This is a genomic window from Zoogloea sp. GDB6 (genome assembly GCF_056724105.1).
Genome location: NZ_CM161497.1, coordinates 5,627,624 through 5,653,766, shown reverse-complemented (window position 1 = coordinate 5,653,766; position 26,143 = coordinate 5,627,624). Strand labels below are relative to the sequence as shown.

The 26,143-nt window shown below is 61.7% G+C and carries 23 protein-coding genes and 3 tRNA genes; 21 read left to right on the top strand and 5 right to left on the bottom strand.

Annotated elements, in window-relative coordinates; translation table 11 throughout:
- Nucleotides 1-6 precede the first annotated feature (6 nt).
- From dmpE to AC1PQG_RS25750, 11 genes are all read left to right on the top strand, one after another.
- On the top strand, nt 7-801 hold the full coding sequence (gene dmpE, locus AC1PQG_RS25800) for a 2-oxopent-4-enoate hydratase (RefSeq protein WP_481120575.1): 795 nt from the start codon (nt 7-9) through the stop codon (nt 799-801).
- A 134-nt stretch (nt 802-935) separates the two neighbouring features.
- Nucleotides 936-1,850, top strand: coding sequence for an acetaldehyde dehydrogenase (acetylating) (locus tag AC1PQG_RS25795; protein ID WP_481120574.1), 915 nt, complete (start codon nt 936-938; stop codon nt 1,848-1,850).
- A gap of 10 nt (nt 1,851-1,860) precedes the next feature.
- Nucleotides 1,861-2,991, top strand: a complete 1,131-nt coding sequence (gene dmpG / locus AC1PQG_RS25790) for a 4-hydroxy-2-oxovalerate aldolase (protein ID WP_481120573.1) — start codon at nt 1,861-1,863, stop codon at nt 2,989-2,991.
- A gap of 102 nt (nt 2,992-3,093) precedes the next feature.
- Nucleotides 3,094-4,071, top strand: a complete 978-nt coding sequence (locus AC1PQG_RS25785) for an AraC family transcriptional regulator (protein ID WP_481120572.1) — start codon at nt 3,094-3,096, stop codon at nt 4,069-4,071.
- Nucleotides 4,072-4,231: 160 nt separating this feature from the next.
- On the top strand, nt 4,232-5,461 hold the full coding sequence (locus tag AC1PQG_RS25780) for a styrene monooxygenase/indole monooxygenase family protein (RefSeq protein WP_481120571.1): 1,230 nt from the start codon (nt 4,232-4,234) through the stop codon (nt 5,459-5,461).
- 75 nt (nt 5,462-5,536) lie between these two features.
- Nucleotides 5,537-6,718 carry an OmpP1/FadL family transporter gene (locus AC1PQG_RS25775; protein ID WP_481120570.1) on the top strand — a complete coding sequence of 394 codons (1,182 nt, stop codon included), beginning with the start codon at nt 5,537-5,539 and terminating at the stop codon, nt 6,716-6,718.
- Between the two features lie 118 nt (nt 6,719-6,836).
- Nucleotides 6,837-7,343, top strand: a complete 507-nt coding sequence (locus tag AC1PQG_RS25770; protein WP_481120569.1) for a flavin reductase — start codon at nt 6,837-6,839, stop codon at nt 7,341-7,343.
- 57 nt (nt 7,344-7,400) lie between these two features.
- Nucleotides 7,401-7,841, top strand: a complete 441-nt coding sequence (locus tag AC1PQG_RS25765) for a bacteriohemerythrin (protein WP_481120568.1) — start codon at nt 7,401-7,403, stop codon at nt 7,839-7,841.
- A gap of 130 nt (nt 7,842-7,971) precedes the next feature.
- Nucleotides 7,972-8,047 (top strand) — tRNA-Asn (locus AC1PQG_RS25760).
- Between the two features lie 9 nt (nt 8,048-8,056).
- Nucleotides 8,057-8,132, top strand: a tRNA-Gly gene (locus AC1PQG_RS25755).
- A gap of 12 nt (nt 8,133-8,144) precedes the next feature.
- A tRNA-Lys gene (locus tag AC1PQG_RS25750) sits at nt 8,145-8,220 on the top strand.
- Nucleotides 8,221-8,257: 37 nt separating this feature from the next.
- Here the strand turns inward: AC1PQG_RS25750 and AC1PQG_RS25745 are convergent.
- Complete coding sequence (locus AC1PQG_RS25745; protein WP_481120567.1) at nt 8,258-9,916, bottom strand: SulP family inorganic anion transporter; 1,659 nt, start codon at nt 9,914-9,916, stop codon at nt 8,258-8,260.
- 240 nt (nt 9,917-10,156) lie between these two features.
- Here AC1PQG_RS25745 and AC1PQG_RS25740 point away from each other — a divergent pair, with 240 nt between their 5' ends.
- The 5 genes from AC1PQG_RS25740 (at nt 10,157) to AC1PQG_RS25720 (ending at nt 14,060) form a co-directional block, all read left to right on the top strand.
- Entirely contained in the window at nt 10,157-10,975 is an 819-nt protein-coding gene (locus AC1PQG_RS25740; RefSeq protein ID WP_481120566.1) for an alpha/beta fold hydrolase, read from the top strand.
- A 62-nt stretch (nt 10,976-11,037) separates the two neighbouring features.
- Nucleotides 11,038-11,538, top strand: coding sequence for a hypothetical protein (locus tag AC1PQG_RS25735; protein ID WP_481120565.1), 501 nt, complete (start codon nt 11,038-11,040; stop codon nt 11,536-11,538).
- Between the two features lie 205 nt (nt 11,539-11,743).
- Nucleotides 11,744-12,223 (top strand): hypothetical protein, encoded by a 480-nt coding sequence (locus tag AC1PQG_RS25730; protein ID WP_481120564.1) that lies wholly within the window; start codon nt 11,744-11,746, stop codon nt 12,221-12,223.
- Nucleotides 12,224-12,231: 8 nt separating this feature from the next.
- Nucleotides 12,232-12,768: a DUF1697 domain-containing protein gene (locus tag AC1PQG_RS25725; RefSeq protein WP_481120563.1), complete on the top strand. Its 537-nt coding sequence runs from the start codon at nt 12,232-12,234 to the stop codon at nt 12,766-12,768.
- 101 nt (nt 12,769-12,869) lie between these two features.
- A complete protein-coding gene (locus AC1PQG_RS25720) occupies nt 12,870-14,060 on the top strand; it encodes a hypothetical protein (RefSeq protein ID WP_481120562.1) in 1,191 nt (396 codons plus the stop codon).
- A gap of 48 nt (nt 14,061-14,108) precedes the next feature.
- Here the strand turns inward: AC1PQG_RS25720 and AC1PQG_RS25715 are convergent, their stop codons facing one another.
- Nucleotides 14,109-16,061 (bottom strand): PhoX family protein, encoded by a 1,953-nt coding sequence (locus AC1PQG_RS25715; RefSeq protein ID WP_481120561.1) that lies wholly within the window; start codon nt 16,059-16,061, stop codon nt 14,109-14,111.
- A gap of 132 nt (nt 16,062-16,193) precedes the next feature.
- Here AC1PQG_RS25715 and AC1PQG_RS25710 point away from each other — a divergent pair, with 132 nt between their 5' ends.
- Entirely contained in the window at nt 16,194-16,634 is a 441-nt protein-coding gene (locus AC1PQG_RS25710) for a GNAT family N-acetyltransferase (protein ID WP_481120560.1), read from the top strand.
- A 196-nt stretch (nt 16,635-16,830) separates the two neighbouring features.
- Here AC1PQG_RS25710 and AC1PQG_RS25705 read toward each other — a convergent pair whose 3' ends face one another.
- Entirely contained in the window at nt 16,831-17,298 is a 468-nt protein-coding gene (locus AC1PQG_RS25705) for a DUF2846 domain-containing protein (protein ID WP_481120559.1), read from the bottom strand.
- A 308-nt stretch (nt 17,299-17,606) separates the two neighbouring features.
- On the opposite strand from AC1PQG_RS25705, the gene AC1PQG_RS25700 reads away from it, so the two are divergent.
- Together AC1PQG_RS25700 and AC1PQG_RS25695 are read left to right on the top strand one after the other, a co-directional pair.
- Nucleotides 17,607-18,104 (top strand): DUF3015 family protein, encoded by a 498-nt coding sequence (locus AC1PQG_RS25700; RefSeq protein ID WP_481120558.1) that lies wholly within the window; start codon nt 17,607-17,609, stop codon nt 18,102-18,104.
- A gap of 101 nt (nt 18,105-18,205) precedes the next feature.
- Nucleotides 18,206-20,071 (top strand): Lnb N-terminal periplasmic domain-containing protein, encoded by a 1,866-nt coding sequence (locus AC1PQG_RS25695; RefSeq protein ID WP_481120557.1) that lies wholly within the window; start codon nt 18,206-18,208, stop codon nt 20,069-20,071.
- Here AC1PQG_RS25695 and AC1PQG_RS25690 read toward each other — a convergent pair whose 3' ends face one another.
- Nucleotides 20,072-21,055 (bottom strand): alpha/beta hydrolase, encoded by a 984-nt coding sequence (locus AC1PQG_RS25690; protein ID WP_481120556.1) that lies wholly within the window; start codon nt 21,053-21,055, stop codon nt 20,072-20,074. It abuts the gene before it with no gap.
- 239 nt (nt 21,056-21,294) lie between these two features.
- On the opposite strand from AC1PQG_RS25690, the gene AC1PQG_RS25685 reads away from it, so the two are divergent.
- Both AC1PQG_RS25685 and blaOXA read left to right on the top strand, forming a co-directional pair.
- Nucleotides 21,295-22,260: a hypothetical protein gene (locus AC1PQG_RS25685; protein WP_481120555.1), complete on the top strand. Its 966-nt coding sequence runs from the start codon at nt 21,295-21,297 to the stop codon at nt 22,258-22,260.
- Between the two features lie 415 nt (nt 22,261-22,675).
- Nucleotides 22,676-23,449 (top strand): class D beta-lactamase, encoded by a 774-nt coding sequence (gene blaOXA / locus AC1PQG_RS25680; protein ID WP_481120554.1) that lies wholly within the window; start codon nt 22,676-22,678, stop codon nt 23,447-23,449.
- 102 nt (nt 23,450-23,551) lie between these two features.
- Here the strand turns inward: blaOXA and AC1PQG_RS25675 are convergent, their stop codons facing one another.
- Entirely contained in the window at nt 23,552-26,131 is a 2,580-nt protein-coding gene (locus AC1PQG_RS25675; RefSeq protein ID WP_481120553.1) for a PAS domain S-box protein, read from the bottom strand.
- Nucleotides 26,132-26,143 lie beyond the last annotated feature (12 nt).

Below are 26,143 nucleotides of genomic sequence, written 5' to 3'. Positions count from 1 at the left end.
CAAGGCATGCACTCCATCACTGACCAGAAACTCACGGACCACCTGGCCGAAACCCTCTACGACGCCTTGCGCCAGGGGGTGATGGTCAGTCCTCTTACCGACCGCTACCCTGCCCTGACTATTGAAGACGCCTACGCGATCCAGCAGAAGCTGATCGCCCTTCGCCTTCAGGACGGTGAAAAGATCATCGGCAAGAAGATCGGCGTCACGTCCCGCGCCGTGATGGACATGCTGGGCGTCGGTCAGCCCGACTTCGGTCAGCTGACCGACGCCATGGTCTACAACACCGGCGACCCGATTCCCATCGACACGCTGATCCAGCCCAAGGCCGAAGGAGAAATCGCCTTCGTGCTCAAGCACGATCTCATGGGGCCCGGCGTCACGGCTGCAGATGTGCTGCGGGCTACCGAAGGCGTGATGGCCTGCTTCGAGATCGTCGACTCACGCATTCGGGACTGGAAGATCCGCATTCAGGACACGGTGGCGGACAACGCCTCCTGTGGCGTGCTGGTACTCGGCTCCCGCCTGGTGGATCCCCGCGAACTGGACCTGGTGAGCTGCGGCATGGTGCTGGAAAAGAACGGCGAAGTAGCCGTAACCGGCGCTGGCGCAGCCACGATGGCCTCGCCAGTGAACGCCGTAGTGTGGCTCGCCAACACCCTCGGCCGCCTCGGCATTCCGCTGAAAGCGGGCGAAATCATCCTCTCCGGTGCGCTCGGCGCGATGGTGCCCGTCGCTGCCGGGGACAACCTGCGCCTCACCATCGCCGGCATCGGCGGCTGCTCGGTGCGCTTCGTCTGACGTGAAGAGTTTGCAGCTGCGCGGTTTCCGTCTTCCTCCCTGAACTCCCTGGGCGGAAGCCGCGCAGTCTGCATCCCCAGACAAGAACAGAACACCAGAACGGGAATGCCCGTCACCCAACCGAGAGAAAACCCATGACCAAGAAAATCAAATGCGCCCTGATCGGCCCGGGCAACATCGGCACGGACCTGCTCGCCAAGCTGCAGCGCAGCCCGGTGCTGGAGCCGGTGTGGATGGTCGGCATCGACCCGGAATCGGACGGCTTGAAGCGCGCCCGTGGAATGGGCCTGAAGACCACCGCCGACGGCGTGGACGGCCTCCTGCCCCACGTGCTCGCCGACGGCGTGCAGATTGCCTTCGACGCCACCAGCGCCTACGTGCATGCCGAGAACAGCCGCAAGCTCAACGAGCTCGGCGTGCTGATGGTGGATTTGACGCCGGCCGCTATCGGCCCCTACTGCGTGCCGCCGGTGAACCTCAAGCAGCACGTCGGCCAGCGCGAGATGAACGTCAACATGGTCACCTGTGGCGGCCAGGCGACGATCCCGATGGTCGCCGCGATCAGCCGCGTGCAGCCGGTGGAGTACGGCGAAATCATCGCCACCGTGTCCAGCAAGAGCGCCGGCCCCGGCACCCGCAAGAACATCGACGAATTCACCCGCACCACCGCCGGTGCGGTTGAGAAGGTCGGCGGCGCCAAGAAGGGCAAGGCCATCATCATCATCAACCCGGCCGAGCCCCCGCTGATGATGCGCGACACCGTGCATTGCCTCGTCGAGGGCGAACCGCAGCAGGACGCGATCCGCGAATCCATTGCCGCGATGATCCAGGAAGTGCAGAAGTACGTGCCCGGCTACCGCCTGGTGAACGGCCCGGTCTTCGACGGCAACCGCGTGTCGGTTTATCTCGAGGTCGAAGGCCTCGGCGACTACCTGCCCAAGTACGCCGGCAACCTCGACATCATGACCGCCGCCGCCGCCCGCACTGCCGAGATGTTCGCCGAGGAAATCCTCGCCGGCAGCCTGACCCTCCAACCCGTCACCGCCTAAGGAAAGCACCATGGAACTCAAAGGCAAGCAGATTCCGCACGAGCCCGCCGCACGGCCGCCCGAAGGCGGGCGAGATCCCCTCGGGGGATCGGCGGCCGTACCCGGCCGCCGAGGGGCCGTCACTGTGCATGACATGACCCTGCGGGACGGCATGCACCCCAAGCGTCACCTGATGAGCCTGGAGCAGATGAAGAGCATCGCCACCGGCCTCGACGAAGCCGGCGTGCCGCTGATCGAAGTCACCCACGGCGACGGCCTCGGGGGCAGCTCGGTGAACTACGGCTTCCCGGCCCACACCGACGAGGAATACCTGTCCACCGTCATCCCGCTGATGAAGCAGGCCAAGGTCTCGGCGCTGCTGCTGCCGGGCATCGGCACCGTCGATCACCTGAAGATGGCCAAGGAGCTGGGCGTGTCGACGATCCGCGTCGCCACCCACTGCACCGAGGCCGATGTGTCCGAACAGCACATCACGATGGCCAGGAAGCTCGACATGGACACCGTCGGCTTCCTGATGATGGCCCACATGAACAGCCCCGAAAGGCTGGTCAAGCAGGCCAAGCTGATGGAGTCCTACGGCGCCAACTGCATCTACGTGACCGACTCCGCCGGCCACCTGCTGCCGGAAACCGTCAAAGCCCGCCTCAGCGCGGTGCGTGAAGCGCTGAAGCCGGAGACCGAACTGGGTTTCCACGGCCACCACAACCTGGCGATGGGCGTCGCCAACAGCATCGCCGCCATCGAAGTGGGCGCCACGCGTATCGACGCGGCCGCCGCCGGTCTGGGCGCCGGGGCCGGCAACACGCCGATGGAAGTGCTGATCGCCGTGTGCAGCCTGATGGGCATCGAGACCGGCGTGGATGTCGCGAAGATCACCGACGTCGCCGAAGACCTGGTGGTGCCGATCATGGACTTCCCGATCCGCATCGACCGCGACGCGCTGACCCTCGGCTACGCCGGCGTGTACGGTTCCTTCCTGCTGTTCGCCAAGCGCGCCTCCAAGAAGTACGGCGTGCCAGCCCGCGACATCCTGGTCGAGCTGGGCCGTCGTGGCATGGTCGGCGGGCAGGAGGACATGATCGAAGACACGGCCATCACGATGGCGCGCGAGCGGGGGATTATTGCAGCCAATCAGGTCTGATCAGTTCTTTCACCGCTACCGACGATTTAAGCTGAGACATTGAAGACAAGCCGGCAGCCTGCAAGATAAAGCGGGTCGCTGTCATTTTGCTCGGGGTGCGCAATGCAGAACAATCGCCTGACGACTCTGGATCTCCTGCAATCAAGGGATCTCGATGAGGCCCGGGTATTGGTCGCGGGGATATTCTGTGATCACCGCCTTTCCCTGATGGATCGGCGTGGGCAATTGAATTATCGGCACCGCTATTTGCGGACACCGGCCATGAGCTTCAGCATCATGAGTTACGGTGCGGATGTCCACGTAGCGCCCCAGGAGCTCGATGCATTCTTTCTCGTTCAATTGCCATTGCGTGGCGAGGACAGAATCGAGTCGGGCAATCAAGCCCGATTAAGCCAACCCGGCAGTGGAACAATCCACTGTCCGGGGCAGTCTTTCTCCATGAACTGGAGCTCAAACTGTTCAAAGCTGGTCGTCCGCATCGAGCGTGAAGCCTTGGAACGCCATGCGACAAACCTTATTGGGCGGCCATTACGCCAGGCCCTGCAATTCGACACGGACCTGAATACCCGAAGCGGCGGCGGACAGGCCTGGGAAACGACCATCCGCCAACTTCTCCGCAGTCTGCAGCAGAACCCCGATCTGGTGGCGCACCCGTTGATGCGCGCGCAATTCGAGCAGCTGATCATGTCAGGCCTGCTGGTATGGCAGGGCAACAGCCTCAGCGATCGCCTCGACAGGCCAGATACGGAAGTCCTGCCCCGGCATCTCAAGGTGGCGGAAGAGTACATGCACGCCCACCTGGATACCGCCATTACCAACGAACAGCTGGCCGAGCTGACGGGAATCAGCCTGCGCACGCTGTACAACAGTTTCAGGAAGTTCCGCGGCGTCAGCCCCATGCGCTACCTCAGGGATTTGCGCATGGAAAAGGTGCGTCAGGAATTGCTGGATACCGGAAAGCTCCGGAACGTCACCAGCGTGGCGACACGCTGGGGTTTTTTCGAACTCGGCCGTTTTGCAGCCGAATACCGGAAGCGCTACGGAGAGTCGCCCAGCGACACCCTCAAGCGCGTTCCATGAGTGAATATTTCCTTTTGTCTCAATTCTGACAAAAAAGTGCAAATTGCACTCACTGCACACATTCTGCAATAAGCGCATAGCCAATAGATTGTACTTGCCCGAAATTGACATCGCCTAGACAAATAGGTCCCAACAGACTTCAGAATCGGAGCAAGCGAACATGCGCAATATCACCATCGTCGGAGCAGGCCAGGCTGGGCTTCAACTGGGTATTGGACTTCTTAATAAAGGGTATACGGTAAGGATCATATCCAACCGCACTGGTGAGGAGATTGCGAAGGGCAAGATCCTTTCCAGCCAGTCCATGTACGACATGGCACTGAACCACGAAAGAGAATTGGGAATTGCTTTCTGGGATGCGGAGTGCCCGCCGATCGAAGGCGCCCACATCCGCGCCGGCAATGCGGAAACGGGCCCCATGCTGGATTTCCGTTCACGCATGTCGGCCAATGGGCAGTCGGTGGACCAACGGATCAAGATGCCCCGCTGGATGGACGAATTCGAACGCCTCGGCGGCGACCTGGTGATCGGCGACGTGGACATGGCCGAGCTGGAGCGTCTGGTGGATACGTCGGACCTGGTACTCGTGGCGACCGGCAAGGGCGAACTGGGGAAGCTCTTCGAACGGGACAGCGCACGCTGCACCTTCGATCGCCCCCAGCGCGCCATTGCCCTCACCTACGTCCATGGCATGGTGCCGCGGGAAGACTTCACGGCCCTGAACATCAACATCAACCCTGGCGTCGGCGAACTGGTGCATTTCCCAGCCCTGACCCACACCGGCCCCTGCGACATCATCAACATCGAATGTGTGATCGGCGGCCCGATGGACCGCTGGGATGCCGTGAAGACCCCGGCCGACCATCTGGCCATGACCAAGGCCCTGATTGCCGAGTTCTTCCCGTGGGAAGCCCCGCGTTTCAGGGACATCCGCCTGACCGACGACAACGGCATCCTTTTCGGCCGCGTGACGCCCACCGTGCGCAACGCGATCGGCGTACTGCCCTCCGGCCGGACGGTGCTCGGCCTCGGCGACGTACTGGTGCTGAACGACCCGATGACCGGCCAAGGCTCGAACAACGCCTCCAAGGGCGCCAGCATGTATCTCGAGGCTATTGTGAGCCACGGCCAGGCCGGCTTCGACCGCGCCTGGATGGAAGCCCTCGCAGAACAGTACTGGGACTACGCGCAATGGTCTGCCCGCTTCACCAACAGCATGCTCGTTCCGCCGCCGCCCCATGTCATGCAGTTTCTGGGCACTTGCTGCCAGAACGGGACACTGGCCCACAGATTTGCCGACGCCTTCAATGACCCCAAAAGCCTGTCCTCCTGGTTCTACGACCCGGAAGCAACCGCTCGTGTCATCGAAGAAACAGCACTCTCAGCCTGAACTCCGACCATCGCCGGCAAGCTAACGGCCGGCGGCCAACGCACTGGCAAGAACAAACGCATTCCGGAGCCCATCATGACCTACCCCCCAACCCGACGTCCTTCCTGTCCTGCCCGCGTACGCCTGGGCGCGACAGTCGCGGCCCTCGCCCTCTTTTCGTCCGCTCATGCGACCAACGGCCCAATGCCCCACGGCTATGGCATCAAAGCCATGGGCATGGGCGGCGCATCCATTGCCCTGCCCCAGGATGCCCTCGCCGCTGCCAACAACCCGGCCGGTATGGCTTTTGTAGGTAATCGCCTCGATCTGGGGCTGTCCGTGGTGATCGTGGATCCCAAGTCCAGCTTCGGTGGCACCGAGTTCAATGGAGATGGCGTGAAAGCCGTCCCCGTGCCTGAACTGGGCTACAACCGGGTCATCGACGATCACCAATCCATCGGAGTCTCGGTCTATGGCAACGGCGTGAGTACCGTGTATGACACCCCTCTGCTGGGTGGCCGCGACAAGGACAGCGCCAAGCTGACCCAGATCATCGCCTCCCCGACCTATGCCATCAAGCTTGCGCCGGGCTATGCGCTCGGCTTCTCGGCCGACTTTGCCTATCAGCGCTTCAAGGTTGACGGTGTCCCCGATGCCCTCGGTGTGGAAAGCCCGGGCGCGGATTCATCCACTGGCGTCGGCTTCAAGATGGGCTGGTCCGGCCAGGTGAGCGAGCAGGTTACCCTGGGCGCGATGTACTCGTCCCGCATCAGCATGGGCAAGCTCAAGAAGTACAGCAACCTGCTGGCCCATCGCGGTGAGTTCGACATTCCGGAACGCTACGGCATCGGCGTGGCCTGGCGCCCGACGGAGAGCATCGTGATGGCTGCCGACGTGATGCGCATCAATTGGGGCGACCTGGACTCCCTGGCCAACGCACTGACCGCCAGCGAACCCGGCTTCGGCTGGCGCAGCCAGACGGTGACCCGTGCCGGTGTTTCTTGGCAAACCACGCCTGCCCTGACCCTGCGCAGCGGGGTCAGTCATGGCCAGCAGATCGTCAGCCGGGAAAACGCGACCCTCGACTATCTGGCGCCAGTCACGCCCCAGGATCACTTCACCCTTGGCGGCACCTATGCGCTGAGCAAAGACACGGAGATATCCGTCATGTATGCCCGCGCCTTCGGCTCCGAGGTCCGCGGCAGCGGGCCGAGCAGCGGGGTGAATGTCGATATGTCCCAGCACTGGGTCGGCGCCGCCATGGCCTTCAAGTGGTGACGCGGCCCTCAACAGAACAGCCGTAACAAGGGTGGAGCCCACGCGGCTCCACCCGTTCAGGACAGCGCTGCAACACTTGGCAGCCTCTGTCCGAGTACGCTCAGAAAAGGAAACCTCCATGGTCAGCATCGACCTTTTCCGCGATGGCATGGCCCGCCTGACCGGCGCCGTCAATGTCATCACCACCGATGGCCCAAAGGGCTTCGCCGGCATGACCGCCACGGCCGTCTGCAGCGTGACCGACCTGCCTCCCACCCTGCTCACCTGCATAAACCGTTCGTCCTACGCGCACGCCCTGTTCAGCGGCAATGGCGTGCTCTGCGTCAATGTGCTGGCAGCAGAGCAGCAGGATGTGGCCCAACTCTTTGCGGACCGCAATGTGACGATGCCCGAACGTCTTGCCCAGGTTGCCCACGAACGGCTCCTGACCGGCAGTCCAGCCTTGAGCGGGGCACTGGTCAGCTTTGACTGCCGCGTCACCCAGCAACAGCAGTTGGGCTCCCACGATCTGTTCATCTGTGAGGTCCAGGCGGTCAAGATCGGAGACCCCACCGCAGGATTGACCTATTTCGGACGCAAGTACCATTCGATCGGCCTGCCCGCCCTGGCTTCAGCCCTTGGCTGACTTGCGAATGGCTCCCCAACCACTGGACACATTCAACAGCAACGAGGAGACACGCTGATGACCACGATTCAGAGATTCACCTGGAGTGACCGCTACCTGCTGGGCCACCAGTCCATCGACGACACCCACCGGGAATTTGTCGAACACGTGCGCACACTGCAAGAAGCGAGCGATACCGATATCCCAGAGGCCCTGGAGGCCTTCATTCGTCACGCCGAAGCCCATTTCACCCAGGAAAACGGCTGGCTGAACGCTCCAGATTTTCCTGGCGGCGGCGAATGCCATATCGAGGAGCACGAAAAGGTGCTGAGCTCCGCCTACGACGTGCGGGAGGTCGTGGCACAGGGCCGATACGATGTCGCCCGCGCCTATGCCCAAGCACTTGTGGACTGGTTTCCAGGACATGCGGACTACATGGACTCCGCTCTTGCCACCTGGCTCGTAAAGCGCAGTCATAACGGGCGACCGCTGGTATTCCGCCGCATGGAAGCGGTGTAAAGAAGACCGAGGCCCTTCCTCTTTGCACAGGGTTTAGCGCATCGGACAACGCCACATGTTCACAAAAGCGTTAAATGCATGCTAGAATTTTCAACTCGCTGAAGACATAGTTCGAAAGCGAAAAAACTATTCCTCGATAGCTCAGTCGGTAGAGCGCCGGACTGTTAATCCGTAGGTCCCTGGTTCGAGCCCAGGTCGAGGAGCCAGAATTCAATGCGGCAGTAGCTCAGTTGGTAGAGCGCAACCTTGCCAAGGTTGAGGTCGAGAGTTCGAGACTCTTCTGCCGCTCCAGTTTCAAGAAGTGGGTTGTTAGCTCAGTTGGTAGAGCAGCGGACTCTTAATCCGTAGGTCGAGTGTTCGAGCCACTCACAACCCACCAAGCATCACCGACAAAGGCCACCTTCGGGTGGCCTTTGTCACGTCTGGCGTCCCCCGCTCGCGCCCTTCCGCAGCCGCGTGGCCTGCACGGCGTCATCCACACTCCAGTAGGCTGCGATGGCGTGGTCGATCTCGCCGACCAGGCCGGCGCGGGCCAGCGCGTCGCGGATGCGGTCCTTCACACGGGCCAGAGCCAGCTCGATGCCGGCGCTGCGCAGGTTGGTGGCCAGTTCGGCGAGCGCCTCGCCAGCCGTCACGTCCAGCTCGTCGCATACCTCCAGGCTCAGCACCACCACACCAGGCTGCCGCTCAAGGGCCATCGTGCGCACCGACTGGAAAGCCTGCTCCGCGTTGGCAAAGAACAGTGGTTCATCAACCCGCAGGATCAGCAGCTCCGGCGTGCGGATCGCTTCTGCGTGGCGCTGGCAATCCTGATAATCGCGAGTGCCTGGCAATTGCCCCAGTTCCACCACCACCGGCTGCGCGAAGCGATGGATCGCCAGCAACAAGGACGAACCGACAGCCAGCAACATGCCGAACAACACCCCGAAAGCCAGTACCGCCGCCGCCGCCATCACCGCCAGCCAGGCATCACCCCCCATCCGCAGGCCGGTGATGACCGCCTTCGGCCACAGGTTGTGGGACAGAATGCCGATCATCACTGCCGCCAAAACCGGCAATGGCAGCAAGCCAAGTGCATCGCGGGCGTGCCACAACAACAGGCCCAGGGTAAACGCCGCGGTGAGCCCGGCCGCCTTGCTGCGTGCCCCCGCCGAATAGTTGGCCGCCGCCGCCGAGAAGCCCGCCCCCACCGGCAGCCCCTGCAGGATGCCGCTCAACAGATTGCTGGCACCGATGGCCAGCAACTCCCGGTCCGCGCTGAGCGTGTCGCCCTTCTGCAGCGCCAGCGAACGCACCGAGCCCCAGGACTCGGCGAACAGGATCAGCAGCAACGCCGGCGCCCATTCGGCCATGCGCAGCCAGCGCTCGGCGCTCAGGGACGGTAGATCCAAAGCCAGGCTGCGCCACTCGATATGCCCCACCAGGGCGATACCGCGACTGCCCAGGTCGAAGGTGGCGGACGCCACGATGCCCAGCGCCAGCACCAGCAGCGACTGGGGCAGGAAGACCACGCGCCGCAAACCGTGATGCACCGCCAGCCACAGCAGCAGCGCGACGGCACCGAGCCCGACGCTGGGCCAGTGGATCGCGTCGGCCGCATCGATCAGCCCGACCAGCAGCTGCCAGGCGTTGCGGCCTGGCACATGGACGCCGGCCAGATGGGGCAACTGCTTGAGCACGATGGTCACCGCCAGGCCCCACGCAAAGCCGCGCAGCACCGGCCGCGAGATGAAAGCACCGATGGAGCCGGTATGCAGCAGGCCCGCCATCACAAACAGCGCACCGGTCAGCAGCACCAGCGCGTAGCCCATCTCTGGCCCGCCCACCGCCACTGCGGTGGCGAAGATCGCAGCGGCGGACGAAGTCGGTGCGACGATCGCGAAACGGCTTGAGCCGAACAGCGGATAAACGATCAAGCCCACCAGCGCGGCCAACAGCGCGTGGGACGGTGGCACGCCAGCAATCGCCGCATAGGCCACCGACTCCGGCAGCAGCACGCCGGCCACCGACAAACCGGCGAGGATATCTCCCCACGGCAGACTGGGCGCGGCAGGCAGGGCTCGGAGCGGCGACATGGCGAACGGGGATCTGCGTCGGATGAAGCATTATCCCCATTCCGCGCCCCTGGGAGACGGACAATCGCGCAAAGCCGGCAAGGGTTATCCCTAGAGGGATTTACCGGCCACGCTGAGTTACGTTAACGTCAACATTATAAAAAGGCGCCGCCCGATATCCGTTCCGTCGCCGGAAGCCACGCCCGGCACGGAAGGGAAGCTATCGACAGCCCGCCCCCGATACCGCCAAAGGAGAACCCCATGTCCGAATTCGACACCCCCCGCAGCACCGCCCAGGACATCTGGGTCGATCATCCCCGCGGCCGCCTGTTCTCCCGTGTGTGGTCACCCACCGACAGCGACACCGGCGTACTACCTGCCGAGCCCATCGTGCTGCTGCACGACTCCCTCGGCTGCGTCGAGCTGTGGCGCGACTTTCCGGCCGAACTCAGCGCCGCCACCGGCCGCCGCGTGATCGCCTACGACCGCCTCGGCTTCGGCCGCTCCGACCCGCGGGACGACACGCTGAACCTCGACTTCATCGCCGACGAAGCCCGCAGCTACTTCGCCACCGTACGCCGCCACTACGGCTTCGCGGGCTTCATCGTGCTGGGGCATAGCGTCGGCGGCGGCATGGCCGTCAATTGCGCGGCCCAGTTTCCCGACGACTGCAAGGCCGTCATCACCATCGCCGCCCAGGCCTTCCTGGAAGACCGCACGGTCGAAGGCATCCGCATCGCCAAGGAACAGTTCCAGGACGACAAGCAGGTCGACCGCCTGCGCAGATACCACGGCGACAAGGCCCGCTGGGTGCTCGACGCCTGGACCGAAACCTGGCTCGCCCCCGCTTTCGCCGACTGGTCCCTGCATCCCGTGCTGCCGAAGGTGAACTGCCCCCTGCTGGCCATCCACGGCCTCCACGACGAATACGGCTCGACCCGCCATCCCGAACTGATCGGCGAACTGAGCAACGGCCCCGCCCGCGTCGAGATCATCCCGGACACCTTTCACATGCCCCACCGGGAAAAGCCGGAGACCATCGTCACGCTGGTCACCGATTTCATTGCGGCGCTGCCGTAAGCCATTGCCGGCATGGACCATAATCGGCGGCCCTTGAGAACACACCTCGGACGGACCACGGCATGAAACCATCCCCCGGCACCCTCGCCTTCCTCGTGCTGCAGGCCGTGCTCACCGGCTTTGTCTGGCACAGCGCCCAAACGCTGCCGCCGGTCGTCGCATCGCACTTCTCGGCCTCCGGCATCGCCAATGGCTTCATGGCACGCCAGGCCTATGTGATGGGCTTCTCGCTGCTCCTCATCGGCATTCCACTGCTGATCGCCTTTCTACCCGGGAGCCTGGCCCGCCGCAGCGGCTCCCACCTCAACATCCCCAACCGCAGCTACTGGCTGGCCCCCGAACGCCGGGACACCACGCTCTCCTTCATCAGCAACCATGGCAAATGGTTCGCGGCAGTCATGAGCCTGTTCCTCTGCTACGTCCATTGGCTCGTCGTACAAGCCAACCGGCTGCAGCCACCGACGCTCTCCAGCGCCGACATCCTCGGCAGCCTGGGCATCTTCCTGCTGGCAGTCGTCATCTGGTTGGCCGGCCTGTACCTGCGCTTCAGGAAAACCAGCTGAAGCAAGCTCAACGAGCCCACCGTTGCCCGTATCGAGGCTCAGTGCGCAATTACCAAAACGACGAGTGGACTAATCCGTAGGCGACGCGAGCTGCACTCCATAGACTGCCTCCATCGCCATTAACGGCATCTTTCATCGATGGGCCCCGCGCCGCGTATGGATCGCTGTGCCTGCATCCCTTGATGCCCGAGGAGTCTCCTCCCCTGTGACACGCATTACCTTCGCCTTGCTGCTCGGCCTCCACGGCCTTATCACGGCCGCTTCGCCTATATCGGCCCAAACGCTGCCGCCGCCCTCCCGCACCGTCTTCAAATGCGACCAGGGCGGCAAGACGGTCTACTCCGACTCGCCCTGCCTCGGCGCCCAGCGCATTGAAGTGGAGCCCACTCGCGGTGTCAGCAAGCTGTCCGGCAAGGAGCGCATCGGAGCAGACGTCCAGCATGAACATTTCAGGGAGCAGATGTCCGACGCCATCAGACCGCTCAACGGCATGGACCGCAAGCAATACGCCACCTTCGAACGCCGCTTCAAGCTCAGCCCTGAGGCCCAGCAGGAATGCCGACGTCTCGACACTCACCTCCCGCCCCTGGAGCGCCAGGAACTGCAAACCAGCGGCGCCGAATTCGCCGGTGTGCAGCAACAGCTCTTCGCACTGCGCAAGCGCTTTCGGGAACTCGGCTGCTGACGACCACGATGCACACCTACATCGCCCTGTTCCGTGCCATCAACGTCGGCGGCAAGAACACCCTGCCGATGAAATCGCTGACCGCCCTGCTCGAAGGCATCGGCGCGACGGACGTCAGCACCTACATCCAGAGCGGCAACGCCGTATTCCGCCATGCTGACGGCGAGGCCGCACCGATTACCGCATGGCTGATGGCAGCCATCGGGGAACAGCATGGTTTCGAGCCCCAGGTGCTGCTGCTGCGCCGGGAGGACATCCTGCAGGCCTGCGAGCGGAACCCGTTTCCCGACGCGGAGGCCGACCCCACGTCGCTGCACCTCGGCTTCCTGGCCGTCACCCCAACCGCACCGGACCTGAAAAAGCTGACAAGCCTCAAGAAAGACAACGAGCGCTTCCTGCTCGACGGCCGCGTGTTCTACCTCCACGCCCCCGACGGCGTCGGCCGCTCCAAACTGGCCGCCGCCAGCGAGCGCCTGCTCGGCGTGCCGATGACGGACCGCAACTGGCGGACGGTCTGCAAGCTCCGCGAACTGGCCGAGCGCTAACACGCCACACCATTCCACGCCTCCCCGGGGGCGGCGCCCGGCGTGGGCAAAGCGCTTGCGGTTACACTGCGCCCGATACAAAACAGGTGGCAGAATGTTGCATGAATGATCGTATCGCCGCAGACACAGCGCAGACACAGGGCACCAACGCGATGCGCCGCCGGCTCCCCAACGAACCGCAGGCACTGGACTCACCCACCCAGGTCGCACTGACCCAGCACTTCCTGCTACCGGCCCTCGCCGAACTGGAAGCCTTCTTTCTGGCCGTACGCGCGCAGGTGGACCCGGTGCTGCAGACTCGTCAGCCGGTCAAGCTGGGCAAGCCTTATCCGCTCGGGCAATGCCTGGAAATCTCCCTCGCGGTCCAGAAGCAACTACGCAGTGTGGATGACAGCCGGCTGACCAGCGCCGCAGCACAGGGCCACGCGGCCTTCAGGGCCTTCCTGCAAGCCGGCGGTGAATTTCGCCAAGTGTGGGGTGATCTGCGCGGCAGCTATTTCCAGAACGCCTTCCAGCTCGGCACCCTGTACCTGGATGTCTCCAACGACACGGTAACGCCCACCAAACCGAAAGTGGAGATCCTGCCCTTCGCCGACGCCCAGTTCGTCGCCATCCGCGACTATCGGCACTTCAGCGAGGTCGCCCGACGCTACTGGCAAGGCGAGCTACACCCCAACCACGTACTGCCCGAGCTGGCGCCCTACTGCCCACTGATCCACGTCAGCCCGGCAGGCATCGTCACGCTCCGCGAAGCCACCGGCTACATGCTCGGCCTCACACAGAGCCTGGGCTTCCAGCCCAGCGACGCGATCCTGTCCCAGCCCCCGATGCCGCTCGCACTCTTCAAACGCATCGCCCACTACCTGGCCGACCAACGTGGGCTGACGCTTGCCGGCTCTCCGGAACAGGGCCGGCTGCAGGCGCTACGCCATTGCCGCCAATACCGAGCCAAACGCTGGCACCACTCGGTCGATCAGACCGAAAAGGCAATACAGACGATCGGAAACGCCAATTGCGCGCTGGCGCGCCACAGCCGCCCCGGCATCACGCACACCGTCCTCCAACCTCCCCCCCGGAACCCTGCGAACATGGCCACCATCAAGATCGACAATCAGGAATACAACCTCGACACCCTTTCCGCCGACGCCCGCACCCAGCTGGCCGGCATTCAGTTCGTGGATCAAGAACTGGCCCGCCTGCAGGCCCACGTGGCAGCGCTGCAGACGGCCCGCAACGCGTATGCGAGAGCCCTGAAGACGGCATTGGCGGAGACACCACCCGGGGCCGCGTAGCATGGCGCCATGCAAATGGCGCCATGCCCACTGCAGCAGTTGAAACGCTTACTTCGCCAGCTTGAACTGCTTCAGCTCTCCGGTCAGGTAGCCAACGGCGGCACCGAACTTGTTCTTGTAGTTGGCCTTGATCAGCGGGTCCAGCGTGTCCTTGACGACGTTGTGGATGCTGCCCCAGTCGCCCGGGTGCTGGAAGTTGCTCATGATGTAGGTCCAGCCGTTGATCTCATCGACGGCGTGCAGGCCGGTCGATTCCCCGCCAGCGGGGATCGACATGATGCGCGACAGCGCCTTGGTATCGATGTTGTAGGCCCACAGGAAGTTATTGACGTGCTGGCCGCTGTCCTCGCCGATGAACAGGGTGCGCATCTTCTCCGAGAACTTGAGGTTGTCCGGGTTGGCGACCTTGTTCGGGTTGCCGGTGTTGCCCAGCGCGTCGGCCGTGATGTCCTCACCGACCAGCAGCGCCTTGGTATCCGCCGGCATCCACTCGCTGTTGATGGCCGCGCCCTTGTCGTCCTTGAGGCCGCCCTTCAGGTTGAGGGCCATCACCGCGCCGGCCTTGAGGGCCTTGTCGATGGAGATGCCGTTGCCGGCGGTGTAGCCCTTGCCGCCGACGACCATCGAGTCCTGGCAGTTCTGCAGCGCAGAGTAAGCCACCTTGTCCTTGATGTTGACCGTCGTGCCTTCCATCTTCGTGAAGCCCATGCTGGCGCCCACGTAGGCCGCGTAGCGGTGGGTTTCCAGGAAGGCGGCGGCCTTCTCGTTGATGACCTTGATCCACTCGGTCTTGCCGTTGGCGGTCACCTTCCTGAAAGTCGTATCGGCGGGGTCGGTGCTGCGCACATCCATGATGTCGGTCGGCTTGATGCCGCCGTCCACCAGGGCCTTGATCTCGGCACTCGTCGCAGAACCCAGCTTGATCCACGACAGCGCCGCCGCAGACGCAGCCGGATCGAGGGAGAAGCCCGCGCCGACCTTGGCCACGTACAGCGAACCGGCGGACAGGTCGTTCTCCTTGTCGGCGACGAACACGAAATAGCCGCTGTTGGTCGCATCGTCGCCCATGAACACCGTGCGGCGGTCGGGCATCACCTGCACCAGCTCGTGGGAAATCCGGCCCACGCAGTAGTGCTTCTTGATCGAGCCGGTGCCGTCCGCATTGACGGTGACTTCCGGCAGATGGCCGTAGTGGTAAGGGTTGGCGGTCGCCTCGTTGCCGAACAGGTTCTTGCTGAAGGCCTTGAGCTGCGCATTACTGGCCACGAAGGCGTCCGGCTCGTACTCCTCGCTCGACAGGTGGGTGCCCCACGGCGACAGGCTGGCGCCGCAGGTGATCCACAGGCCATTGACCTTGGAGGTATCCACGTTGTGGTATTTCACCAGGGACAGCTTGCCGGTAGCCTGATCCTGGTCGAGGGTCAGCACGGCAATCGGCGACGGCAGCTTGCCATACATGTCGGTCGTGCCGTCCTGCGCCCAGGTCGTGTATTCGAACTGCACCACGGCGAACACCGGCTTGCCCTTCACGCCGTCGACCTTCGCGCCCTCGACGGTCAGCAGTGAGGTGCCGTCCGGGGAATCGGAGAAGAACTGGCGCTCCTGGCCGACCACCGTCCTGTCGATGATGGGCTGGTTGTTGATGTCGTAATAGCCGCCGGCCAGGATCTTGCCGCCCTTACCGTCGGCCACCAGGTCACCGGTGATGAAGAAGGGCTGATAGGCCAGCGTGTAGTCGAGCTTGCTCGAATCGGCAAAAGTCACCGACATCACCGAACCCACCGTCGTCGTGGCCATTGCCGCCGGGTTGGCCAGCGTCGGCGCCGGTATGCTGCTGAAGCTGACGCTGGAGAGCGCCACCGGCGCGTCGGAACCACCACTGCCGCCACAGCCGCCCAGGAACGCGGAAGCCCCCGCGATGGCAGAGGAAAACGGCAGCAAGGGAGCGCCCGACATGAGCTTCAGGAGGTGGCGACGGGACGAATCCGGCAAAGTGTTCATAGCAGTAACGACTCCAGTGAGATGGCGGAAAGGGCGCAATCTTCACTGGCGATCATGAAAGCTTTATGAAAGGCAGGCGATAGCTTTGCCCCATCAGCTTGAAACATCCCTTACCACCCAACATCCCCAGCCATGCACCTAACCATCCGCGAATACGAAGCAGACGACCGCGAAACCCTGCGCCAGCTCTACACCGCCGCCCGCCGCGCCGCCTTCACATGGCAGGACGCCAGCGCCTTCCAGCCCGCCGATTTCGACGCCGACACCGAAGACGAATGCATCCTCGTCGCGCTGGCCCATGGCCAGCCCGTCGGCTTCGCCTCCATCTGGGAGCCCGACAGCTTCCTGCACAACCTCTTCGTCCATCCGGATTTCCAGCATCAGGGCGTCGGCAAGACGCTGCTCACCCACTGCTCGGCCTACTTCACCGCCGCCACGCCAACGCTGAAATGCCTCAAGGCCAACACCCCGGCTATCGGCTTCTACCTCCACCAAGGCTGGCAGGCCATCGCCGACGGCGATTCGCCGGATGGGCCTTATCTGCTGTTCGCGCGGCCGGCCGAGGGGGCGTGACGGGATAGCAGGACTCCCGATACTGCCTGGCGCTCCAATGCGCAGCGGCAATGGGGCAACGTCGCTGCGATCAGGATGACGCCTCTCGGGAAGCCCTTTTCTTCCATTAGACGGGCCTCGGATACCCGCCTCCTGCGAAGCGCACGGCGTTAAAAGGCACCGCAAGCAGTGCCTTTCAGTGCTTAATTCACGACACTCATTTTGTTAGGGGCGCGGCAAGCGAACATTCGTTCACTCCGTTTCTGCCCTCCTCCTCGGCGACAGCTTCCAGATTGGCGCCACCGACAAGGAGCCCCATTTTTATGTAGTTACGGAAGTAGTGCAGCTTGCCACCTTCGGCAACGAACTCAACGCTGTTGTCCCCAAACTCGGACTCTGTCGTGACCGTATGTTTTCCAGGAGCGATTTCCTTGTAGAAATAAGTCTTGGACGCTGACTGGAAAAGAGGATTGCCATCAAGAGAGACCAGTTTCTTGAGAGCCGCACCAAATTGGCTATCCCGGAAAATGTAAATCCCCGCCTTGTCGCTGGCCGGTGCCGCAAAAGTCTTTGCCGCCGCATCCTGCTCTTTCGCCGCCATTGGCACCGAAGCACAGCCCGCAAACATCATCGACGACGCAAGAACCCCTGCAAGCAGCAGCCCCTTGAACATGTTCTTTTTCATATGAGCCAAGATCTCGAATTAAAGACGAAAGCCATTATACATTCGGCGTATTTGATGTGACTCATCATACGCAGCATGACTCGCCGAGATCCGCACCACAACAGGCTTTAAGCCACACCAAAGACTCACTGTCAAGGAAGCGCTCCACAATATGGATCGATGCATGCATCCGAATCTGAAACAAACGAACAAATATCCTATAAATGTTGATGACATTAAGCAGATATATTGTTGAGATTTTTTTGTTATGCGAGAATTCTAATTCCATGGAATTTCATGGATTACCAAACACTCAGGGAACATACAAAATGAAGAATAACCTTCTGAAACTGTCCATCCTTGCAATTGCGACAGCAGCATCGATCCCTGCTTTTGCGGCAGGTGAAGTTGGCTCCGGCCCCAACCCGTATTCCGACTGCGGCATTGGTGCGGCCCTATTCAAGGAAACGGCATGGGCGGCCGCCACCTCCAACGTGACCTGGGACCTGGGCCTTACCGCCATCACCTCGGCCACCGTCAGCCCCGAGACCTGCACGAAGCGGAACATCAAGGCTGCGATGTTCATCCGGGACACCTACGCCCAGATCGTCGAAGATGCCGCACGCGGCAACGGCGAGCACCTGACTGCCGCGCTGGAGATCTTCGAATGCAGCGCCAGCAAGCAGCATGCGGCAGTGAACGAAGTCCGCAGTGGCATGAGCAATGCCGTTGCCAAGCCGGGCTTCAATGAGCAGCAGCACCTGGAAAAAGCGGGCCAACTGTTCAACATCATCAACGACGCCGCCCGCAAGAACTGCTCCGCCTGAACGCAGCAGCCCGGATAAGCATCAGCGTCCGGTCCTGTGCCAACGCCCTCGGCTCATCGAGGGCGTTTTGATTTCCGCCCGCGAAATTCCGATTCCATATCTTGCCGAAGATAATTTTCGCCTTCCTTTTGTGCTGCTCGTGGCTGTGCGATGCCGGCGCAGCCAGCTTGACGCAACATTCGCGGGCCAGCAGCTGGCTCCGGCTCATTCACTACGAATCCGACATAAGCAGTCCTACCGGGCTCAGGAGCGCGATCCACAGCCCCGAGTTCTTCCTGTCCAGGTCAGGACAGACCGATCCGGAAGCCGAATTGGACGCAAGCCTTGCAGCCATGCTGGAACCCGTCTCCGGCAACGACGATGCCCATGCCAAGTGCCGCTTTCCCACACGCCTGCTCTGGCTGAGAGAACACCTCCCGGAGCACCGCGAAGCGCTGGAGCCCATCCACTGCCCGGAATTCGCCGCATGGTCGTCCATTGACGACATCGACTCGCTCAGCCTGGTATTTGCCAACGGCTACCTTGGCAACCCGGCCTCTTATTACGGTCACCTCTTCCTCAAATTCAACACGAGGAAAGAGAAGGAAAAATCCTACCTCATCGACCAGACCCTGAATTTCGGTGCCATCGGCACCCAGCATGACGGTCCATTCAGCTATATCGTCAAGGGAATAGCCGGCGGCTACGACGGCGGCTTCAGCCCGGTCAACTTCTATTTCCATGACGCAAACTATGGCGAAAACGAGTTGCGCGATCTTTGGGAATATCGGCTGAACCTGCCGCCCGCCGAGGTGCGCTATATCGTCTCCCACGCGTGGGAAGTGACACAAAAGAAGTACGTCTATTATTTTTTCCACGACAACTGCGCCTTCCGGGTGGCCGAATTGCTGGAGATCGTGGACGGTATCGAAGTCACCCCTCGATACCGCCCCTGGATCATCCCGCAGGCGGTGCTGCAGGAAGTTTCCAAGGCCACCTATCTCGGACGGCCGCTCCTCGCCGGCAAGAGCTTTCATCCGTCGCGACAGACACGCCTCTACCAGCGGTTCGCCAGCCTTGATGCCGACCAGCGAACGCTCGTAGCGGGAATCATAGAGAGGCGCATCCGGATCGCCGGACCTGAAATTCAAGGTTTGCCGATCTCTGGGCAACAAGCGGTGATCGACACCGTGCTGGATTACCACCAGATCCAGAAGGGCAACCCACAGCAGGGGATAGGAAAGATGTCTCCGGCGTACGTCGAGGCACTCTCTGCCCGGCTTCGCCTTCCGCCGGGCGACGCGTCCAAGCCAGCAGATGCGCCCGTTTCACCCGATGCGAGCAACGCCCCCGGTTGGGTTCAAATTGGCATTGCCCACCGGCAACACGACACAGACACCCAGATGCTGCGGATTCGCCCAGCCTACTACGACGCTCTGGACGTCACCGGCACTCAGGCCCGGAACAGCGGCTTGAGCATGGGCGACATGCTCCTGGAACTGGAGGGGCAGCGCGTGCATCTCCGCCATCTCGATCTCATCTCGATCGACAGCATGACCCCCGCCGTGACCGGCCTGCCTGGCGACCGTGGCGTTGGCTGGAGACTGAAAGCAGGCCTGGAGCAACAGCGCCTGGCATGCACCAACTGCCTCGCCACACGCATCCAGGGTGACTATGGCATAGGCAGCCTGATCGGCTCACCCAGGGTATTCGGCAGCCTTCACGCCGGTGGAGCCCTGCAAGCGCAGACCGACATCGACGGCCTCGGCTTCGCCCGGCTCGGCGCATCGCTGGTTGTCCGGCCGACGCCAGACATTGGCTTCAGGATCGACCACGAGGCTCGGCGCCCCTTCGACGCTGGCCGCGCCCCATACACGGTGACGTCAATCGAGGCGCGGACAGCCCTCGGAAAAGATTATGACCTCCGCGCGCGCTGGGACCGGGACCAGACAGGCCGGATTTCCCTTGCGGTAGGCAGATACTGGTGACTACCGGGTCTCCAGCTCAACCAGATATTGCCTGATCAATGCCATGCGTTCCTGGTGCTTCTCGATCGACGAATCCATGAAGGGATGCGCAAAATCCGGTCGGACCACGGATTTCCCACCTCGTTGCTCGATCATGGCGCGGAGATCCTGGGAGTCTTTGGGCTTGACGATGCGATCGGCCCCTCCGGTGACGACCAACATCCGGGAAGCATTCTGCGGCACATTGGTCACCGCGTCGTACTTCGCTTCACAGCCATGATCGGACAGACGGCTTGGCGACGAGTCGATTACCGCACCATCAAACTCGACGCCGGAGCCGATCACATTCGCCACGATGACACCGCCAAATGAAATGCCGTACAAGAGTCTTTTTCCCTCCTTTTTGGGAATGAGATTTTCAAAGATCTCCCTGTAGTCGCTGACAATCGCTTTGAGCCGGCTCTTGCCATTCGATTGTCCGTAACCACGATAGTCGAAAACATAAACGTCCATTCCCGCTTCGGACAGCCCCACCATGGACCATAAAAGCTGCTCGGCCAACATGGCATTGCCTTGGGCAAGCAGCACACTTCCGCGGACAACGCCGTCCTTCGGCATGGCTTTCAGCTTATAGCCGCGCAGGATCCGCCCATCGGACGTTTCATAGGCGAGCGCCTCAGCATTCTTGATTTTCTGAGCGAGCAGTGGATTCGATTTGCCTGCACTGCGACTCCACAGCCAGAAGACCAGCGGCTCCTTGAGCGTGCCGCAGACGCTTTCCTCGAGGCTTTCCGGCTGTGGGCCCAAGGAAGCGCAGGATGCCAAGACAACTGGCAAAACGAGAAGAACCAGCGTTGATCGCATTTCCAATCCCCCGTATCCGAGACAGCAGATTGTTGGTTCATGCCGGAAGCTTTTTTCCAAGCATAGAACTGCCAGATTCAAATCAGAAACAATAGTTCCCCATGGGATGACCGACATGATCATCGTCGGCAGCAGATTCAAGCTGACAGCCTTCCAGGAAGCGGCCACCGGCGACTACCGGACCGATGACGCAGCGCCAATCGGACAACGGAGGAGTTTGATCCAATTCAATACGGCAATTGCATGGCCGTGCTAAGCCACGTTTAGCGTCTTATTTGGCTTCAATTTCAGAGGACAATTCTCACAACCCCATTCGCATCTAACAGAATTTCACATGGGGAGATTGATAGGATTTTCGCTCCGAATAAGAAGGCATAAAAATGAGACTGACTTCCGCACTGCTTTCCGCACTGCTCGCTTCCACCACCTGCAGCGCCGCGACGCTCGAATCGATTCTCGAGCCCTTTCCGGTTCCGGCCTCTGGCGACTACACGGCCAATGAATGGCCCATGCTGAACAAGATCAAGGGCGTTAAGTGGAAGAAGAAGGAAGGACCGAACGGCCCTAACTGGGGCGAAACCAGGCTCGACAAGCTCGGCCCCGCGATGGTGTCCGCCCAGGGCCCGCGGACCATGGTGTTCGAGTTGAGCGTGTCGATATCGGAAGGCCAGGGCAAGATCTTCGAGCAGGACCAATTCGACGACGTGCTGCGCGCGCAATTCTCGTCCGACACAAAGATCCGCAAACTGCGCGGCGTCTGCGCGGAAGACGCCGGACGGCTCAGTGGTGGCGCCGTTTATGAAGTCACGCTGAAGGACAAGAAGCCGATCTTCGCCTTCGTCTCCACGGATGCCGGCGGCAATTCACCCAATAGCCGTAGCTCCAGCTTCGATTTCTCGGTACAGAACGAAGCACGCTGGAAATGCTCGGAACCCACGCCGGAACCCCCGAAGCGGACGGCACCCGTGCGCCAGGCCCCTGTGGCAGCCCCCAGCCAACAGGCGGCCAAGGCCGGCAACCGCCTCTTCGGCGCCTGGAAGGCCACCCACTGCGAATTCTATGTGAATGACCAGCTCGCTCCGATCCAGAACTGCAAGCTCAATATGGAGCTCGGTTTCCGCTTCTCCCCCGACAAGTTCGAAATTGACGCCCAGGGCCGAGACCCCGAGATCAGCATCGCGCCCAATTACCAGGACACCCAGAACTGGGTCGACGTGACGGACGCCAAGGGCCGCATGACCCGCTTCGTGCTGCTCGCGCCGGACAAGGCTTATGTTGCCTCCAGCAAGAAAGACAACAAACAGACCAAGTTCTACCTGACGAAAGTTTCACTGCTCGCCGAATAACGGCGCACGCGCCTGTTGCCCGGCTCACAACGCGGGCCTCCGATTTGAACTCTTGATGCACCGAGCACCGAAGGTTCAAATCGGTGTTGAACCCGCGTCCCGCGGACATGAACCATTTCAAACCTGGGTTGAACCAGTCCATCTCCGATTTGAACTGGCTCACCTCCGACATGAACCCGTTCATCTCCAGGCATCGACAGTTCAAGTCCGAGCCCCGACAGGTCAAGTCGCCGGGACGAAAGTTCAGCTCCGAGATGACCCAGTTCAAGTCCGGGCATCTCGAGTTCAAATCCGGACTGCAAGAGTTCATCTCTGAGCATCAACAGTTCAAATCGGCAAAATGTGAACTGTTCCGTAGCAGCCGCACCGGTTGTCGTGCGATACCTCCCCGATCGCCACGACATAGCCGTACGCAATGAAACCCCTGCTGCTGATGTTCGCCCTCGCGCTTCCCATGCTGGCCCAGGCCGAAGACGAGGGCATCGCCAGGATCTTCCAGGCCCACGGCGTGGAAGGCACCATGGTCATCACCGCCCTGCCCGGCGGCCAGACCTACATCCATGACGACGCCCGCGCCGCCCGGCGCTATCCACCCGCCTCCACCTTCAAGATCCTCAACACCCTGATCGCCGCCCAGGAATGGGTCGTCGCCGACCGCGACACCCCCTTCAAGTGGGACGGCCGCGAGCGCGAGATGCCCGACTGGAACCGGGACCAGACCCTCGCCTCGGCCTTCAAGGTCTCCTGCGTGTGGTGCTACCAGGACATCGCCCGCAAGGTCGGCACCGACACCTACCGCCGCTACCTCGGCCAGGTCGGCTACGGCGTCCTCGCCGACCCCTTCGACCTCACCACCTTCTGGCTCACCGAGCAGCTACAGATCAGCGCGCAGGAACAAGTCGCCTTCCTTAAGAAGGTCACGCAACGCCAGCCGCCCTTCGGCGCCCACGCTTACCAGGTACTGCAGGACGTGATGCTCGTCGAACGGACCCCGAGCTACCGCCTCTTCGCCAAGACCGGCTGGGCCGCCCGCAGCCAGCCGCAGATCGGCTGGTATGTGGGCTACGTGGAACGCCAAGGCGAGGTCTGGCTGTTCGCCACCAACCTCGACGTGCGTTCCGACAAGGACCTGCCCCTGCGCCAGGCCATCACCCGCGCCGTGCTGGAGGAAAAAGGCGCCCTCCGCTGAGGGCGCGCAAACGCCAACGTGAGAAACAATCCGCGCCGACGGAACGACTCGATGCTCCCCGGCCAGTGAGCGCGGCACTGGCCGATGCAACAAATCGCATCATCACCTGCATAGCCATCGGTATAAGGCCGAGAACAGATCGTCCGGCACAACCGGCTTGGCGATGAAGTCATTCATGCCAGCCTCTTTGCAACGCTTGCGATCCTCTTCAAAGACGCTGGCCGTCATGGCAACGATGGGCACATCCCGGTAAGGCTCCAGGCCCCGGATATGCCGGGTTGCTTCCAGCCCATCCATCAGGGGCATCTGCATGTCCATCAGGATCAGGTCGTAGGCCTGCGATCTCGCCAGATCAACGGCGTCCTGCCCATTGTCGGCCGTTGTCACGACAAGGCCCAGGTCCCGCAGGATGAAGGCAGCGACCTCCTGGCTGGTCGGGTCGTCCTCAACGAGCAGGATTGCTTTGCCGGAACACACTGCCTTGAGCAAGCCTTCCTCGTGCCCCGCCAAGGGCTCGCCGCCTCTGAGTTCTGCAGTCACTCCCTTTTCAAGGCATACGGTGAACCAGAACAGGCTGCCTACCCCAGGTGTGCTGCTAACGCCAGCCTGACCGCCCATCAACTCCGCCAAGCGTTTGCTGATCGTCAAGCCAAGACCGGTTCCGCCGTACTTTCTCGTCGTTGAATCGTCCGCCTGCTCAAAGGGCGTGAACAGTCGTTGCATGGCCTCAGGCGTGATCCCGATACCGGTATCTTCCACTTCGAAACGCACGGTCGCGGTGCTCGCGTCTTCCGCCTCCAGTCGGGCACGAACAATGATGTGACCGGTATCGGTGAATTTGATGGCATTACCCGCAAAATTCAGCAAAGCCTGTTGAATGCGCGTGGGGTCGCCAATCAATGTTTGCGCTTGGACGATACCGTTCTCGACGATCACCGCGAGGTGCTTCTTTTCCGCCCGCTCCGCCATCATCGACATGACACTCTCAAGGATCGACCCGATATCGACGTCGGTGTGTTCCAGGCTCAATTTGTCAGCCTCGATCTTGGAAAGATCGAGAATGTCGTTGATCACTTCCAGAAGATGACGACCGGCGGTGTCGATTTTGAGCAGGCGATCCCGCTGTCCTTCAGTGAGCTGGGACCGGCGTAGCAGGTGCACCATGCCGGTGATCGCGTTGAGCGGCGTGCGGATCTCATGGCTCATGTTGGCAAGGAAACGGCTTTTGGCGAGGTTGGCCGCTTCGGCAGCCTCCTTGGCCATCTGGAGGGCATGCGCCGCCTCCTTCCGTTTTGCAATGTCCATCATGAAAGCAATCAGCCGCGGCGATGAGCTCATGCCGCCCGGATGATAATAAACCGTCATCTCGACGGGCAGCAGGCGCCCGTCCTTCGTCTTTTGTGCCGTTTCGAATTTGATGGAGCCCTGCTGGCAAAGCTGTTCGCTGACCTGCCTGAACGCTTCCGGCGGGAACCGTGGATCTATATCCGAGACGGACAGCTGCAGCATCTCGTCCACCGAATAACCCAGGAAACTCGCGTGATACTTGTTGGCATAGATGAAACGCCCGCTTTCCAGGTCGGCCCATGTGATGCCGATGCCGACGCTATCCATGGCGAACTGCGTGTCGAGCAATTGCTCGTTGACCCTTTCGAGTTCCGCTGTTCGTTCGGAAACCAGTCTCTCCAGGCTCGTCCGGTGTTGCTCCAGTTCAATCTGATTCTCGATCTGCTTCGTGATGTCCCGCGCAATCTTGGAGGCACCAACGATCTCCCCATTCAGACCGAAAATCGGTGAAATCGTGGCCGATACGTAGATTTGTGTTCCGTCCTTGCGAAGCCGCTTTGAAACGATGTGATCAACCACCTCCCCGGCACAAATCTGGCGCAGGATATCGGCCTCCTCGTCTTTTAATTCTGCAGGGAATAGCCGATCCATCGGCTTCCCAATCATTTCAGCCGCGCTGTAGCCGAATATGATCTCCGCACCGGGATTCCAGGTCGTCACGATGCCATCCAGGGTCTTGCTGATGATGGCATCGTCGGACGATTGGATGATCGCCTCGTAGCGACGGGTCTGGAGCTCGGACTGTTTGCGCTCCGCGATGAAATCGTTGATCGAATCCGCCAGGACGTCGATTTCATCGTGTCCACCAATGATTCTTCGCCGGTCTACTTTCAATGTCGGTGCATCCCGAATGTCTCCGAGCTGCATTACATCATTTGCCAGCCGATGAAGATGCCTGGCGACCAGTTGATAAACGACCGCGAAGAGGGCGAGTGCCAATCCGATGATCTTGATCAGATCAATGATGACCAAGGTCTCGAAGCGCTCGGCGACCAGTGCATCAACCTGGCCATAGGATTCCGAAATCCGCAAGGTGCCGATTCGCCAACTACCGTCCGGCGCCGTGATCGGCAAGGTCCATGTGCGCTCCGGGCTGCCAGCAAAACCCGGCTGGGCGATGTTGACAATGCGCCGGTCGAGATCCATCACTTCGACCCTGACAAGCGACCCCGAACGCAACATCCCGGTCAGCAAGGCCTTCATGCCGTGGACATCGTACTGCCACAGGGAAACGGAAATGGCCGAGAGGCTCTGATTGACCGAAGCCTCGACCTCTGCGTGAGCCGCCTGGAGCGCCTTCTCACGTTCATGCACAAGCCCGAAGGCGGTGGCCATCGTAAAGACGAC

What these genes read in the sequence shown, in the direction of transcription:
- AC1PQG_RS25725 (WP_481120563.1), top strand. Translation starts at nt 12,232, where the DNA reads ATGCACACCTACATCGCCCTGTTCCGTGCCATCAACGTCGGCGGCAAG.
- AC1PQG_RS25785 (WP_481120572.1), top strand. Translation starts at nt 3,094, where the DNA reads ATGCAGAACAATCGCCTGACGACTCTGGATCTCCTGCAATCAAGGGAT.
- AC1PQG_RS25795 (WP_481120574.1), top strand. Translation starts at nt 936, where the DNA reads ATGACCAAGAAAATCAAATGCGCCCTGATCGGCCCGGGCAACATCGGC.
- AC1PQG_RS25715 (WP_481120561.1), bottom strand. Translation starts at nt 16,061, where the DNA reads ATGAACACTTTGCCGGATTCGTCCCGTCGCCACCTCCTGAAGCTCATG.
- AC1PQG_RS25735 (WP_481120565.1), top strand. Translation starts at nt 11,038, where the DNA reads ATGAAACCATCCCCCGGCACCCTCGCCTTCCTCGTGCTGCAGGCCGTG.
- AC1PQG_RS25780 (WP_481120571.1), top strand. Translation starts at nt 4,232, where the DNA reads ATGCGCAATATCACCATCGTCGGAGCAGGCCAGGCTGGGCTTCAACTG.
- AC1PQG_RS25675 (WP_481120553.1), bottom strand. Translation starts at nt 26,131, where the DNA reads ATGGCCACCGCCTTCGGGCTTGTGCATGAACGTGAGAAGGCGCTCCAG.
- blaOXA (WP_481120554.1), top strand. Translation starts at nt 22,676, where the DNA reads ATGAAACCCCTGCTGCTGATGTTCGCCCTCGCGCTTCCCATGCTGGCC.
- AC1PQG_RS25770 (WP_481120569.1), top strand. Translation starts at nt 6,837, where the DNA reads ATGGTCAGCATCGACCTTTTCCGCGATGGCATGGCCCGCCTGACCGGC.
- AC1PQG_RS25685 (WP_481120555.1), top strand. Translation starts at nt 21,295, where the DNA reads ATGAGACTGACTTCCGCACTGCTTTCCGCACTGCTCGCTTCCACCACC.
- dmpG (WP_481120573.1), top strand. Translation starts at nt 1,861, where the DNA reads ATGGAACTCAAAGGCAAGCAGATTCCGCACGAGCCCGCCGCACGGCCG.
- dmpE (WP_481120575.1), top strand. Translation starts at nt 7, where the DNA reads ATGCACTCCATCACTGACCAGAAACTCACGGACCACCTGGCCGAAACC.
- AC1PQG_RS25740 (WP_481120566.1), top strand. Translation starts at nt 10,157, where the DNA reads ATGTCCGAATTCGACACCCCCCGCAGCACCGCCCAGGACATCTGGGTC.
- AC1PQG_RS25705 (WP_481120559.1), bottom strand. Translation starts at nt 17,298, where the DNA reads ATGAAAAAGAACATGTTCAAGGGGCTGCTGCTTGCAGGGGTTCTTGCG.
- AC1PQG_RS25765 (WP_481120568.1), top strand. Translation starts at nt 7,401, where the DNA reads ATGACCACGATTCAGAGATTCACCTGGAGTGACCGCTACCTGCTGGGC.
- AC1PQG_RS25710 (WP_481120560.1), top strand. Translation starts at nt 16,194, where the DNA reads ATGCACCTAACCATCCGCGAATACGAAGCAGACGACCGCGAAACCCTG.
- AC1PQG_RS25775 (WP_481120570.1), top strand. Translation starts at nt 5,537, where the DNA reads ATGACCTACCCCCCAACCCGACGTCCTTCCTGTCCTGCCCGCGTACGC.
- AC1PQG_RS25745 (WP_481120567.1), bottom strand. Translation starts at nt 9,916, where the DNA reads ATGTCGCCGCTCCGAGCCCTGCCTGCCGCGCCCAGTCTGCCGTGGGGA.
- AC1PQG_RS25720 (WP_481120562.1), top strand. Translation starts at nt 12,870, where the DNA reads ATGAATGATCGTATCGCCGCAGACACAGCGCAGACACAGGGCACCAAC.
- AC1PQG_RS25700 (WP_481120558.1), top strand. Translation starts at nt 17,607, where the DNA reads ATGAAGAATAACCTTCTGAAACTGTCCATCCTTGCAATTGCGACAGCA.